The sequence below is a fragment of the Brevundimonas sp. genome, assembly GCF_041919755.1.
Lineage (GTDB): Bacteria > Pseudomonadota > Alphaproteobacteria > Caulobacterales > Caulobacteraceae > Brevundimonas.
Genome location: NZ_JAYRTD010000007.1, coordinates 103011 through 115414 on the forward strand (window position 1 = coordinate 103011; position 12404 = coordinate 115414).

A 12404-nucleotide genomic window follows, 5' to 3' on the forward strand; every position below is an offset into this window, starting at 1 on the left:
CGGACGTGTTCAGGGGCGGATCTGAACCGGCAGCCTCTCGGCCGCCCGCACCATCTGAACAAAGGCCGCCCGCTCTCCATACGGGTCGTCGCCGCGCGCACCCTGTGCCTGATTGAGAACGGCATCCCAGCCATAGCCGGCGTCCATCCAGGGATCGTCGCGCAGCTTCTGGCCGAAGGCGGCGACGGCCAAGGCCCAGCGGGTGCTCTCCGGTGCCGAGCCCGCAGCATTGCCGCTATTGGAAAGCACACGCTGGATCAGGCGCGAGGTGTCCCCACCCGGCGGCTTGAACCGCACCTGGACAAAGCCGACCTCGCCGTCCGGATCACCGCCGCCGACGCCGATCGAACGGTTGGCGGGGTAGCGGCGCTCCGGAATCTGGCTGGGGCCGCCGACGGGCGTGATCTCGTACAGGGCGGTGACCGAGGCCCCCGACCCGACCTCGCCCGCATCGATGCGGTCGTTGTTGAAGTCTTCCTCGTTCAGCAGCCGGGTCTCATAGCCGATCAGCCGGTACTCACTGACACGGGCGGGGTTGAACTCCACCTGGATCTTGACGTCGTCGGCGATCGGAAAGGCCCCCTTGTCGAAGGCCGGACCAAACAGGCGGCGCGCCTCGTTAAGGTCGTCGACATAGGCGGCTGTGCCGTTGCCGGCCTGGCTGATGGCCTGCATCCGCTCATCCTGATAGTTGCCGCGCCCGAAGCCATAGACCGACAGATAGATGCCGGTCTCCCGCTTGGCGGCGACATAATCCTCCAGACGCTGGTTGTCGGTCAGGCCCACGTTGAAGTCGCCGTCCGTGAACATCAGGATGCGGTTGACCTTGTTAGGTCCAAACGCAGCCTCGGCCTGCTGGTAGGCGTTGACCATGCCCTGAGCGCCCGCAGTCGAGCCGCCCGCGTTCAGCGCCGCGACGGCACAGCGGAGCTTCAGCTTCTGATCGCCCGGCGTGGGCCCGACGGCGGTGCCGACGTCGGAGGCATAAAAGGTGATGGCCACACGATCCTGCGGCCTCAGCCGGTCGATGATCAAGTTCATCGACTTCTGCGCCAGGGCCAGCTTGTCCGGCGACTGCATGGAGCCGGAGACATCGACCATGAAGGTCACGTTCAGCGGGCGGCGTTCCGCCTCGGGCAGTTCATAGCCCTGCAGGCCGATGTGCACGATCTGGCGACCGGGCGACCAAGGCGAGGGCACGACCGCCGTGGTGATGGCGAAAGGCTCGGCCGCAGAGCGCGGCCGGGCGTAGCCATAGTCGAAATAGTTGACCAACTCCTCGATACGCACTGCATCGACCGGCGGGCGACGCCCCTCATCGATGAAGCGACGCACATTGGCATAGGCGGCGGTGTCGACGTCGATGGAGAAGGTCGAGACCGGCTCGTCCGCCACGCGCTTCACCGGATTGGGCGTGGCGTCGGGATAGCGCTCTGTGTCGGCGGGACGGGGCGGGAAGCCGGGCGGCAGTGGGCGAGGCGCCGGCGAGGCTACAGAGGCGGCTGCACCGGCCACGGCTTCGGATCGCCGGATACGACTGCCGGTGACGACGACATCTTCCACCGCGCCGGGCGCGTGGGCCGACATGACGACGGGGGGTGGGGGTGGAGCGGGCATGGGGGGCGCGGGCGGTGGCGGGGCCATCCGCGACTGCATGCGGCGCTCAGCTTCACGCTCCTCGGGCAGGACGAAACCGTAGGGTCGACAGGCGGCCGCCGAGACTGTGCCGTCGACGGGTTTGTCCGGATCGAACGTCGCGCGGCTCTGCACCGTCACAGGCAGGGGTGCCAAGGGCGCGGTCAGGCTGAACGCCATGATGGCGGTGACGGCGGCGGTCAGGGGGCGATACGTCATGGCGGGACCTTCCGGGTTCGATGAGCAGGGTCGCTTCGCCGCCCCATCCTGTAAACCGGCAGACGGAATGGCTGAGCTTTGTCCTGGGTCAGGGTGGCGCATTCGGCCCGCAAGCCCCACTATCGGAACCTGACGAACGGGGGACTGAGATGGCCGAGGCGAGCACGGGCGTTCAACTGGTGCAGGTCGCCGCCCTGCTGGGTGCCGGCGTGGTCGCCGTGCCCCTGTTCCGCAAACTGGGTCTGGGCTCGGTCCTGGGCTATCTGGCGGCGGGCCTGGCCATCGGTCCGTTCGGGTTCAAGCTGTTTGCCGAACCGGAGACGGTGCTGCACGTCGCCGAATTCGGTGTCGTCATCTTCCTGTTCATCATCGGGCTGGAGATGCGGCCCGGAAAGCTGTGGAACCTGCGGCGGGAAATCTTCGGCCTGGGCGTGGCTCAAGTGGGGCTCAGCGGCCTTCTGCTGACGCTGGCGGCCATGGCCTTTGGCGTGCCCGCGCCTGTGGCCTTCATCGCCGCCATGGGCTTCGTCCTGTCATCCACCGCCGTGATCATGCAGGGGCTGGACGAGCGCAACGAGCTGAACACCCCGGCGGGCCAGCGGGCGGTTTCGATTCTGCTGCTGGAAGATTTGGCCATCGTGCCGTTGCTGGCCATCGTCGCCGTTCTGGCCAGCACCATGGGTACGGCAGTAGATGGTCCGCCGCTGTGGCAGACCATCGCCCTGGGTCTCGGGGCCGTCGTCGCCGTCGTCGTGGCCGGGCGCTATCTGCTGAACCCGGTCTTCCGTTTCCTGGCCCGGCACGGCGGGCGCGAGATCATGAGCGCGGCCGCCCTGCTGGTCGTCGTCGGGGCCGCCCTGATCATGACCTTGGGCGGTCTGTCCATGGCCATGGGGGCCTTCCTCGCCGGAGTCTTGTTGTCCGATTCCAGCTTCCGCCATCAGCTGGAGGCCGACGTCGAGCCGTTCCGGGGTCTGTTGCTGGGCATCTTCTTCGTCAGCGTAGGCATGTCGCTGAACCTGGCCGTGGTGCTGGCCGACTGGCCGATCATCGTCGGCGGACTGGCCCTGTTCATGGTGGTCAAGGCCGCGGCCATCTACGGTGTGGCGCGTTTGCTGAAGGCGTCCAACCGCGAGGCCGTCGAACGCGCCGCCATGTTCGCGCAGGGGGGTGAGTTCGCCTTCGTCCTCTATGCCGCCGCCCTGGCCGCCGGGGTGCTGGACGCCCGCTCCAGTGCCATCGCCACCGCTCTGGTCATCCTGTCCATGGCCCTGACGCCGCTGACGACCCTGATCGTGCGCCGCCTGATGCCGCCCGCGCCGGAATTATCGCCCGACGAGGCCGAGGGTGTCGATCACGCCCGCGGCCTGCGCGAGCGCGTCTTGATCATCGGCTTCGGCCGCTTTGCCCAAGTCGTGTCGCAGCCGCTGCTTGCGCGCGACGTCGACGTCTCGATCATCGACTCCGACGTGGAGATGATCCAGGCCGCCGGCAACTTCGGCTTCAAGGTCTATTACGGCGACGGTGCGCGGCTCGATGTGCTGAGGGCTTCGGGCGCGGGTCAGGCTGAAACCATCCTGGTCTGCGTCGACAAGCCGGAGGTGGCCGACCGCATCGTCGAGCTGGTCAAGGCCGAGTTTCCGCTGACGAAGCTGTTCGTGCGCGCCTTCGACCGGGGGCATTCCATCCGTCTGGTCCAGGCGGGGGTGGAGTATCAGTTGCGCGAAACCTTCGAGAGCGCGCTCGTCTTCGGCCATCAGGTCCTGATCGACCTGGGCTTCAGTCAGGACGAAGCCAGCGAGACCATCGAGGACGTGCGTCGCCGCGACGAGGAACGGTTCACCCTGCAGTTGGCCGGCGGCATCACCGCCGGACGTGGCCTGATGCGTGGCAATGCCGTGACACCCCAGCCCGCCCCGTACATCAAGCCCCGCCGCGAAGGCCGCGCCCTCAACGAGGAGGCCGCCGAAGCCCTGGAGGAAGAGGACGAGCGGGAACGGGCAGGCGTCTAGCCTTGGCCACGGGTTCGCCAGCGGGCGTGATCTGGTGTAGAGGCCGCCTCCCATGAACCGCCGCCTCTCGATCGCCCCGATGATGGACTGGACCGACCGGCACTGCCGGGCGTTCCATCGCACTCTCACGACCCGGGCCCTGCTCTATACCGAGATGGTCACCGCCCCCGCCGTGCTGCACGGCGATCAGGAACGGCTGCTGGGCTTCGACGCGGTCGAGCATCCGGTGGCCCTGCAACTGGGCGGGTCGGACCCGGATCAGCTGGCCCAGGCCGCGCGGATCGGTGAACAGTACGGCTATGACGAGATCAATCTGAACGTCGGCTGCCCGTCCGACCGGGTCCAGTCGGGCCGGTTCGGGGCGTGTCTGATGCGCGAGCCGGAGCTGGTCGCCGATTGCATGGCCGCCATCAAGGGGGCGGTCGCGATCCCTGCCACCGTCAAATGCCGCATCGGCGTGGACGATCAGGATCCGGAGCAATCGCTGTTCGCCACGGTCGACGCCTGCGCCGCCGTCGGCATCGATACCTTCATCGTCCATGCCCGCAAGGCCTGGCTGAAGGGGCTGTCGCCCAAGGAAAACCGCGACGTGCCACCTCTGGATTACGCACTGGTCCGGCGACTGAAGCGCGAGTGGCCGCATCTGTCGATCAGCATCAATGGCGGCATAACCTCGCTGGACGAGGCGGAGGCGCATCTGGACGATACCGACGGGGTGGCTCTGGACGGCGTCATGCTGGGCCGCGCCGCCTATCACGAGCCGGGCCTGCTGGGTCAGGCCGACCGCCGTCTGTACGGAGCCGACGCGCCCGACGTGAACGCCTTCACCGCCATCGAACGCTACAAGCCCTATCTGGCCGCGCGGCTGGAGGAGGGTGTGTCGCTGTCGTCGATGACGCGGCACATGCTCGGCCTGATGCACGGCCGCCCCGGCGCACGCGCCTTCCGCCGTATCCTGACGGTCGAGGCCTTGGGTCCGCACGCCGGGCTGGAGGTTCTGGACCGCGCGACGGATGCCGTGCGCGAGGCCGAGGAGCGGCGGCAGGCGGCCTGACACTGGCCGACTGTTAATGATGCGCGAGCGACACGCCGTGCGCGTCATCTATGGCTACGCTTTCGGCGATTGTGGCGACGATGCGGCGTTCGCGTTAACGTCCGAGTCTGGAGCCCTAGCCATGTCAGACACACCGCCTGCCAACCCCAAAGCGGCCTTGAGGATCGTCCCCGGCGAGGCTGAAATCTACGATCTGATGCGCCAGCCCGAAACCACGTCCGAACGCGTCAAACGGCTCCAGCAGGAGGCCCGTAGCCTGGCCGTCGAACAGGTCGAGGCGCTGGAGGCCTTGCTCATGCAGGCGTCGCAACTGGCCCGCGAGATCGCAGAGGGCGGCGATGCCTATCCGGTCGGTGCGCGCGAGCTGGCCGGTCGCATGGCCTCTGACCTGCCCACCAAGGTCGAGACACTGAAGGCCATCGTCAGCCGGGTCTAGACGCCTGCGCGTGCCGGACGATCGCGGATCCGCTTCGCCAGCCAAAACACCACGATCGCCAGGATCACCAGCACCAGCGGGATGATGACGGGGGCCAGGAAGGCCACGATCACCGTCAGCACCGCCAGCATGTCCTCGATGAAGGACACGAAGGGATTGCCCAGCCCGCCGGTTGTGGCCGTCGATCCGACCCGTACCCCCGTCTGGGCCGCATTGAAGGCCAGGGCCGTCGGTGCCCCCACGATGATGCCCGCGACCGCCGCCGTGGCGGGATCGACACCCCAGAAGACGCTTCCTGCCGCCACGGTGCCCGCAATGGGTCGCGTGACATAGCCGATGGCGTTCAGCGCATGGTCCACCGCCGGAACCTTGTCGCCCGCGAACTCCGCTACCGCAGCTATCGCCAAGGCCGAGATCGTCGGCCAGGAGCCCAGCCAGCCCATCTGGTCATTCAGACGGATACCGAACATCTCGAACTTGGCCGCCAGGGCCAGCATCAGCAGCGGCAGAAAGGTCCGCAGACCCGTCGCGGATGCCAGCCCCAGCCCCAGCAGGGCGGGCAGCACCCAGGTCTGAAGCGGACCGACAGCCGCGCCCACTTCGGTCAGATCCACTCCCGGCATGACCCGTCCTCCTCACGCATCTGTGTGGTTGAACGCATGATGGCCGGGAACGGCGCGTCGCTCCACGGTCTTTTCAAGGGACCCCCGAACGGATGCGCCAACAGGAGAGCCCCAACCATGACCGATCGTTTCGAACCCCGCGCCGAAAACATTGCCGACCAGGAACGTGCCATCCAGTCCGGCATCGACTCAAAGGCCGGTAGCGGGTCCGACGATAAGAACGACGGGGCCATGCAGGCCGGAGCGCGGCCTTATCCAGAACCGCCCTTTCCGAAGCAGCACCAGACCAAGCCGGGTGACGAAGCCGCGCTCGATCCCCCGCCGATGTACGATGCACCGTTCTGGAAAGGATCGGGCAAACTCGATGGCATGGCGGCGATCGTGACCGGTGGCGACTCCGGCATCGGCCGTGCGGTCGCCGTCCTGTTTGCGCGCGAAGGCTGCGACGTCGCCATCTGCCATCTGGACGAGGACAACGACGCCGAGGACACCCGCGTTGCCGTGGAGGCCGAAGGCCGCCGGGCCATCGTCCTGCAGGGCGATGTCTCTGACCCGGCCTTTTCCGAAGCCGCAGTCAAGGCCACGCTGGATGCATTCGGTAGGCTGGATGTCGTGGTGCCCAATGCCGCGTTTCAGCAGCATGTCGAGGCGCTGGAGGACCTGACCTTCGAGCATTTTGACCGGACGCTTAAGACCAACCTCTATGGCTACTTCAACCTGGTGAAGGCGGCGGTGCCGCATATGAAGGCGGGCGGGTCGATCGTCATGACCGGCTCGGTCACCGGCATCCTGGGCAACAAGAACCTGCTGGACTATTCGATGACGAAGGGCGGTATTCATGCCTTCGCCCGGTCACTGGGCACCCATCTGGCCCCGAGCGGCATCCGCGTGAATGTGGTCGCACCCGGCCCGGTCTGGACCCCGCTCAACCCCGCCGATCAGCAGGCCGACAAAGTCGCTCAATTCGGAGGCGACACGGTGATGAAGCGGCCGGCCCAGCCTGAGGAGATGGCCCCGGCCTATGTCTTCCTTGCCTCACCCCAGATGTCGAGTTATATCACCGGCGAGGTCCTGCCGTTGATCGGAGGATACGGCGGGGGGTGATGAGGCCCAGCGCGAGAGTTTAATCAAGCCAGGATATCCAGCAGGGTGCCGGTCATTTGACTGGCCGACCGCAGCACGGCGGCATTGGCTTTCAGGGCGACCTCTGCCTGGATGCGTTCGATGCTTTCGGCGGCCAGATTGTCCAGCGGGGCGATGGCCGTGCGCCGCGCGCTGGCGTCGAAGCTGGCGGTGGCGGCGGCGATGCCCGAGGCGGCGATGGAGAAGGCCTGCATGTTGCGGCTCCGGTGCGCGAAGGCACCTCTATGCCTGCATCGCCCTTAGCGGATCGCTGATAAGGATAGTGAACGGCCCGCTTGACCGCGAAACCTTCCGGTGGGCACCCTCCAGGGCATGAGCACCCAGCCCCCCGTCGGCGAACGCTTCGCCTCGTTCGCGCAGTTCTATCCCTACTATATCCACGAGCATTCCAACCGAACGTGCCGGCGGATCCATGTCGTCGGGTCGGCGCTGGTGATCGGGGTGGCGATACTGGCGCTGGTGACGATGAACGCCTGGTGGCTGCTGGCCATGCCGGTGATCGGCTATGGCTTTGCCTGGGTGGGGCATTTCTTCTTCGAGAAGAACCGGCCGGCGACATTCAAATACCCGCTGTGGAGCCTGATGGGCGACTGGCGGATGTTCTTCGAGACCGTCAGCGGCCGCCGGAAATTCTAGTCGGCGACGCCGACCGAAGCCGTCTCCGACGCCGAAGCCATCTGGGTTGATTGGCTGGGGGTCGAATCCCACGAGGGCGGGCAGCCGTCGAAGCGGCCTGCGTCGGCGATGGTCAGGGTGCGCATGTTCAGGCGCTGGGCCTGGCGCATCGAGCCCCGGCCATGGCCGGTGTAGAGATCGATCTTCTGACCCTTGATGCCGCCGCCGATGTCCGACGCATACCAGTAGCCGTCGTGGATAGTGCCATCCGCCAGGCGCATGCCCACGGTCTCGCGGATGAACAGGCGGGTACGGCGGGGAATGTAGCGGGGGTCCACGGCCACGGTGCGCATGGCGATCGGGCGGCAACCCAGGGAATCGTTGCCCGTCGCTCCGCCACCACCGGCGTGATACAGGCGCGCCGAGGCGCTCCAGCGGGCGTCGCCCTGCATATGGGCCATCTGGTCGGCGGTCAGGGCAGCCTCGGCATTGCCGCTGTCGGAACCTTCGGTCGTGGAGGCGGTTGTCGCTTCAGCGCGGTCGGCAGCGACCGCAGCTTCGTAGGACACCGGTTCACCGGAAACGGGGAAGGCCATCGCCCAGAGCAGGGCGAACGCAGCGGCTGAGCCGAGCATGATGATACTCATGGAATCACCGGTCCCGACGCGTCCGGCCCGGCGCTTGTCGTTTTTAATTGTGGCAAAAACCGGACATCAGGCGACAGGTGCGACCATCGAGCCGATTCAGGCGTGGAAAACCACAGGTCTGCGATGATGCACGATCGTCACTGCTGACTATGGCGGCCCGAGCTCTAAGCAGTATTCGCAGTGTTCGCTTACTTTGCTGTACCGATATGCTCAAAAGATCGAGACACTTGTTCTACATTCACGCGACTGAGTTTTGTAATCGCTGACAGCCGCTTTGGTGTCGGTCGATCAACTGCACGCGCCGCTCGGCTGTGGATAACCATGCCCTGTGCGATGGCTGATCAAGGCCTGGTTCGACCCGCACCAAAAATGGGCTAAGGGCAGGGCACTGATATCCGGAGCCTGTCCATGAAGCGTTTCGTCGTCGCCGCCGCCGCGGTCTTTGCCCTGTCCGTCGCGGCCGCGCCCGCCGTGGTGTCCGCCTGGGGCAACACCGGCCATCGGTTGATCGGGGTGGCCGCGGTGCGCGCCCTGCCCGACGATCTGCCGGCCTTCCTGCGTACCCCGGCCGCCGCCGCCGAAGTCGGCGAACTGGCCCGCGAGCCGGACCGATGGAAAGGCGCAGGCCAGCCGCACGACCGCGAGCGTGACACGGCCCATTTCGTCGACATGCTGGACGACGGACACATCATGGTCGCCGACGGCCCGTCCATCGACGCCCTGCCGGAGCTGAAGCATCAGTATGACGCCGCCCTGATCGCCGCCGGAAGCTCGGTGAATGAGGCCGGCTATCTGCCCTATGCCATCATGGACGGCTATCAGCAGCTGGTCCGCGACTTCGCCTACTGGCGCGTGCTGAATGCCATAGAGGCGCGCGAGACCGATCCCGGCAAGCGGGCCTGGTACCGCGAGGACCGCATCCGGCGCGAGGCCCTGATCCTGCGCGACATGGGCGTGCTGGGCCACTACATCGGCGACGGCTCGCAGCCGCACCATACGACCATCCACTACAACGGCTGGGACAGGAACACGCCCAACCCCGAGGGCTTCACCACCTCGCGCCAGACCCACGGCCTGTTCGAAGGGGCCTTCACCGCCCGGGTCGCGCGCCTCGATCTGGTCGAGGCGGGCATGGCCGCGCCGCGCGTCGACGGGTTCGACATGAAGGCGCGGGTCCCGGCCTATCTGAAGACCACCCTGGCCGAGGTCACGCCCTTCTACCGGCTGGAGAAGGACGGCGGATTCCGTGACGGCGATCCGCGCGGCGCGACCTTCACCGTTGCCCGTCTGTCGGCGGCGGCGGCGGAACTGCGCGATTTTTACACCGCCGCGTGGCGCGCCTCGGCGGACGTCTCCATCGGCTGGCCGGCGGTCAAGGTCGCAGAGGTCGAGGCCGGGACGGCCGATCCGTGGCTGGCCATGTACGGCGAGGACTGATTGTCCGAGCCTCCGATCCTGACGCCTCCCGTCGTCATCCTCGACAAGTCCCAGATGGCCGAAAACATCGGGGCGGTGGCCAGGGTGATGGCCAACTTCGGCCTGTCGGAGCTGCGGCTGGTCGCGCCGCGTGACGGCTGGCCCCAGGAGCGAGCCTGGGCGACCGCCTCGGGCGCGGACTGGGTGCTGGAGGGCGTCCGGGTATTCAAGACGGTGGCCGAGGCCATGGCCGATCTGCAGGTCGTCCACGCCGCCACCGCCCGCCCGCGCGAGACGCGCCAGCCCGTGCGCACCCCGCGCGAGACCGCGCGGAGCCTGTATGACGACAGGGCCTCGGGGCTGAACGTCGGCCTGCTGTTCGGGGGCGAACGGGCCGGGCTGGAGACCTCCGACATTGCCCTGTGCCAAGGGATCGTCACCATCCCCATCGACCCGCGCCACCAGAGCCTGAACCTGGCCCAGGCCGTGGCGATCAATGCCTATGAGTGGCGGGCGACCGTGCTGGATGCGCCCCCGCCCAACTTTCGCGAGGCCGAGCCGCCCGCCGACGGGGCCTTGACGCTGGGCATGTACGAACATCTGGAGCGGGAGCTGGACGCCGCCGGCTTCTTCCATCCGCCCGAGAAGTTCCGCTCGATGAGCCAGAACCTGCGCGTCATGCTGGGCCGCGCCGCCTTCACGGCCCAGGAAGTGGCGACGTTCCGGGGCGTAATCACGGCGCTGTCGAAGGGCCGGGGCCGGGTGCTGGCGCGACTGGCGGCGGAGAAGAACGGGCCGAAGGAATGACAGAGCAGCAGGTCGAGCGGCTGCTGCATGAGCTGTGTGTCGACCTAGGATTCTGTCTTCCGCCTAATGCTTACGAAGCGCTGGTTGTCACCCCGCCTTCGACTGCCGAAGACTTCGCTCGAGAGGTTTTTCAGGCAGAAGGTCTGGACCTTGACACCTATGCACATCCTGACATTCGTCAAGCGGTCTTGAACAGAGTGGCCAAGCATCTTGATGAAGCTGGCCCCCTCCACCCCCCTTCGGGCGGTCCCCCTCCCCCGATGGGGGAGGAATAGGTCGAGCCTTGCGTCCGTCGGCTGGCTTCTGTAGTCACCGCCCCGTTGGGGAGTAGCCGCCGGCAAGGATCAGCCGGGACCGCGTCAACACACTCGTCGTTCCCATGCGACGTGGCGCGATCAGCGGATGTCACATCCGCCTGGCGAGACCAGCGTGCTTTGCGACCCCTCCGGCGGGGCCGTGAACGCGCTGTCTCCGTGTGTCCGGCGAGTGCTCGTTTCCATGACCCCCATTTCCATCGCCGTGCTGTCGCTCAGCATGTCGGCCGACGCCTTTGCCGCCTCCGTCGGGCGCGGGGCGGCGCATCGCCCCAACTTTTCCACCGCGATCCGCAACGGCCTGGTGTTCGGCATCATCGAAGCCATCACCCCTCTGGTCGGGTGGGCCCTGGGTCTGGCGGCGGCGGGGTTCGTGGAGCGCGTCGATCACTGGATCGCCTTCGGCCTTCTGGCGGCGGTCGGTGGCAAGATGCTGTGGGAATCGTTCCAGCCGGTCGAGGCGGACGATGGTCAGCGGGCCGCTCGGCGCGGCGTTCTGGCCCTGATCGCCACGGCCGTGGGTACCAGCATCGATGCGGCCGCCGTGGGCGTTGGCCTGGCCTTCATCGGTGCCAACATCTGGATCATCGCCGCCGCCATCGGCTTTACCACCTTCGTCATGACCACGATCGGCATGCTGATCGGCCGCGCAGTCGGCCTGAAGTTCGGCAAGATCGCCGAGGCGGTCGGAGGCGTGGCCCTGATCGGTCTGGGGACGATGATCCTTCTGGAACACACCGGGGTGATCGGCGGCTAGGGTCGCAGCGTCTCCAGATACGGCGGAAGGGTCTGGGTCGCGGGACCATATAGACCCAAGTCGAAGCGGTGGCTGCCGCTGGTCGGGGCCAGGTCGAACTCCACCGTCTGCGCGCCTGCCGCGCGCGCGATCTCGACGAAACCAGCGGCGGGCCAGACCGCACCCGATGTCCCTATGGACAGGAACAGGTCGCAGGCCGACAGCGCCGCCTCGATCCGCTCCATCTGAAGCGGGATCTCCCCGAACCAGACGATGTGGGGGCGCAAGGTGCCGCGCGGGTGATGGGGCGAGGGCTCACCCACCGTCAGATCACCGGGCCAGTCGCAGACCGCGCCCGACACTGTGCAGCGCGCCTTCAGCAGTTCGCCATGCATGTGGATCAGGTCGAAGCCCGGAGCGGGCGTCACCGCCGCATGCGCCCGGTCGTGCAGGTCGTCGACGTTCTGTGTGACCAGCAGGAATTCGCCCTGACAGTGCGCCGCCAGCTCGGCCAGAGCGATATGCGCGGCATTGGGCACGACGGAGGCCAGTTGACGTCGCCGCTGGTTGTAGAAGTCCTGCACTTGGGTCGGGTCGCGCGCAAAGGCTTCGGGCGTCGCCACATCCTCGATCCGATGCCCCATCCACAGCCCGTCCGACGCCCGAAACGTCGGCACGCCACTCTCGGCCGATATGCCGGCCCCGGTCAGAACGACGAGATTTCTGTAAGCCATCCTGTTTCATATC

General features: G+C 67.0%; 13 protein-coding genes and 1 riboswitch. Of the genes, 8 read left to right on the forward strand and 5 right to left on the reverse strand.

What is annotated here, in order from left to right; translation table 11 throughout:
* Positions 1-9 precede the first annotated feature (9 nt).
* Positions 10-1854: a von Willebrand factor type A domain-containing protein gene (locus ACE3TH_RS10405; RefSeq protein WP_374599682.1), complete on the reverse strand. Its 1845-nt coding sequence runs from the start codon at positions 1852-1854 to the stop codon at positions 10-12.
* 149 nt (positions 1855-2003) lie between these two features.
* On the opposite strand from ACE3TH_RS10405, the gene ACE3TH_RS10410 reads away from it, so the two are divergent.
* The 3 genes from ACE3TH_RS10410 to ACE3TH_RS10420 all read left to right on the forward strand — a co-directional run bounded on the left by ACE3TH_RS10410 (position 2004) and on the right by ACE3TH_RS10420 (position 5356).
* Positions 2004-3866 carry a monovalent cation:proton antiporter-2 (CPA2) family protein gene (locus ACE3TH_RS10410; protein ID WP_374599683.1) on the forward strand — a complete coding sequence of 621 codons (1863 nt, stop codon included), beginning with the start codon at positions 2004-2006 and terminating at the stop codon, positions 3864-3866.
* Between the two features lie 52 nt (positions 3867-3918).
* Complete coding sequence (dusA, locus tag ACE3TH_RS10415) at positions 3919-4920, forward strand: tRNA dihydrouridine(20/20a) synthase DusA (protein ID WP_374599684.1); 1002 nt, start codon at positions 3919-3921, stop codon at positions 4918-4920.
* Positions 4921-5041: 121 nt separating this feature from the next.
* Entirely contained in the window at positions 5042-5356 is a 315-nt protein-coding gene (locus ACE3TH_RS10420) for a hypothetical protein (protein ID WP_374599685.1), read from the forward strand.
* Here the strand turns inward: ACE3TH_RS10420 and ACE3TH_RS10425 are convergent.
* Entirely contained in the window at positions 5353-5979 is a 627-nt protein-coding gene (locus ACE3TH_RS10425) for a DUF4126 domain-containing protein (RefSeq protein ID WP_374599686.1), read from the reverse strand. The two genes, ACE3TH_RS10420 and ACE3TH_RS10425, sit on opposite strands and share 4 nt — an antisense overlap.
* A 117-nt stretch (positions 5980-6096) precedes the next feature.
* On the opposite strand from ACE3TH_RS10425, the gene ACE3TH_RS10430 reads away from it, so the two are divergent.
* Entirely contained in the window at positions 6097-7083 is a 987-nt protein-coding gene (locus tag ACE3TH_RS10430; RefSeq protein WP_374599687.1) for an SDR family oxidoreductase, read from the forward strand.
* 23 nt (positions 7084-7106) lie between these two features.
* Here ACE3TH_RS10430 and ACE3TH_RS10435 read toward each other — a convergent pair whose 3' ends face one another.
* Entirely contained in the window at positions 7107-7316 is a 210-nt protein-coding gene (locus tag ACE3TH_RS10435; RefSeq protein ID WP_374599688.1) for a flagellar hook protein FlgE, read from the reverse strand.
* Positions 7317-7434: 118 nt separating this feature from the next.
* Between ACE3TH_RS10435 and ACE3TH_RS10440 the strand changes: the two genes are divergently transcribed.
* Positions 7435-7758 (forward strand): Mpo1-like protein, encoded by a 324-nt coding sequence (locus tag ACE3TH_RS10440; protein WP_374599689.1) that lies wholly within the window; start codon positions 7435-7437, stop codon positions 7756-7758.
* Here ACE3TH_RS10440 and ACE3TH_RS10445 read toward each other — a convergent pair.
* Complete coding sequence (locus ACE3TH_RS10445) at positions 7755-8384, reverse strand: 3D domain-containing protein (RefSeq protein ID WP_374599690.1); 630 nt, start codon at positions 8382-8384, stop codon at positions 7755-7757. The two genes, ACE3TH_RS10440 and ACE3TH_RS10445, sit on opposite strands and share 4 nt — an antisense overlap.
* 408 nt (positions 8385-8792) lie before the next feature.
* Between ACE3TH_RS10445 and ACE3TH_RS10450 the strand changes: the two genes are divergently transcribed.
* From ACE3TH_RS10450 to ACE3TH_RS10460, 3 genes are all read left to right on the forward strand, one after another.
* Positions 8793-9821 (forward strand): S1/P1 Nuclease, encoded by a 1029-nt coding sequence (locus ACE3TH_RS10450; RefSeq protein ID WP_374599691.1) that lies wholly within the window; start codon positions 8793-8795, stop codon positions 9819-9821.
* Positions 9822-10607, forward strand: coding sequence for an RNA methyltransferase (locus ACE3TH_RS10455; protein WP_374599692.1), 786 nt, complete (start codon positions 9822-9824; stop codon positions 10605-10607).
* 315 nt (positions 10608-10922) lie between these two features.
* Positions 10923-11067, forward strand: a riboswitch (yybP-ykoY riboswitch).
* 38 nt (positions 11068-11105) lie between these two features.
* Positions 11106-11678 carry a manganese efflux pump MntP family protein gene (locus tag ACE3TH_RS10460; RefSeq protein ID WP_374599693.1) on the forward strand — a complete coding sequence of 191 codons (573 nt, stop codon included), beginning with the start codon at positions 11106-11108 and terminating at the stop codon, positions 11676-11678.
* On the opposite strand, the gene ACE3TH_RS10465 is transcribed toward ACE3TH_RS10460, so the two are convergent.
* On the reverse strand, positions 11675-12391 hold the full coding sequence (locus ACE3TH_RS10465) for an NAD-dependent deacylase (protein WP_374599694.1): 717 nt from the start codon (positions 12389-12391) through the stop codon (positions 11675-11677). The genes ACE3TH_RS10460 and ACE3TH_RS10465 overlap by 4 nt on opposite strands.
* Positions 12392-12404 lie beyond the last annotated feature (13 nt).

Excerpts from the sequence above, each read along its gene's own strand:
- ACE3TH_RS10405 (WP_374599682.1), bottom strand. The coding sequence starts at position 1,854 with ATGACGTATCGCCCCCTGACCGCCGCCGTCACCGCCATCATGGCGTTC.
- ACE3TH_RS10410 (WP_374599683.1), top strand. The coding sequence starts at position 2,004 with ATGGCCGAGGCGAGCACGGGCGTTCAACTGGTGCAGGTCGCCGCCCTG.
- dusA (WP_374599684.1), top strand. The coding sequence starts at position 3,919 with ATGAACCGCCGCCTCTCGATCGCCCCGATGATGGACTGGACCGACCGG.
- ACE3TH_RS10420 (WP_374599685.1), top strand. The coding sequence starts at position 5,042 with ATGTCAGACACACCGCCTGCCAACCCCAAAGCGGCCTTGAGGATCGTC.
- ACE3TH_RS10425 (WP_374599686.1), bottom strand. The coding sequence starts at position 5,979 with ATGCCGGGAGTGGATCTGACCGAAGTGGGCGCGGCTGTCGGTCCGCTT.
- ACE3TH_RS10430 (WP_374599687.1), top strand. The coding sequence starts at position 6,097 with ATGACCGATCGTTTCGAACCCCGCGCCGAAAACATTGCCGACCAGGAA.
- ACE3TH_RS10435 (WP_374599688.1), bottom strand. The coding sequence starts at position 7,316 with ATGCAGGCCTTCTCCATCGCCGCCTCGGGCATCGCCGCCGCCACCGCC.
- ACE3TH_RS10440 (WP_374599689.1), top strand. The coding sequence starts at position 7,435 with ATGAGCACCCAGCCCCCCGTCGGCGAACGCTTCGCCTCGTTCGCGCAG.
- ACE3TH_RS10445 (WP_374599690.1), bottom strand. The coding sequence starts at position 8,384 with ATGAGTATCATCATGCTCGGCTCAGCCGCTGCGTTCGCCCTGCTCTGG.
- ACE3TH_RS10450 (WP_374599691.1), top strand. The coding sequence starts at position 8,793 with ATGAAGCGTTTCGTCGTCGCCGCCGCCGCGGTCTTTGCCCTGTCCGTC.
- ACE3TH_RS10460 (WP_374599693.1), top strand. The coding sequence starts at position 11,106 with ATGACCCCCATTTCCATCGCCGTGCTGTCGCTCAGCATGTCGGCCGAC.
- ACE3TH_RS10465 (WP_374599694.1), bottom strand. The coding sequence starts at position 12,391 with ATGGCTTACAGAAATCTCGTCGTTCTGACCGGGGCCGGCATATCGGCC.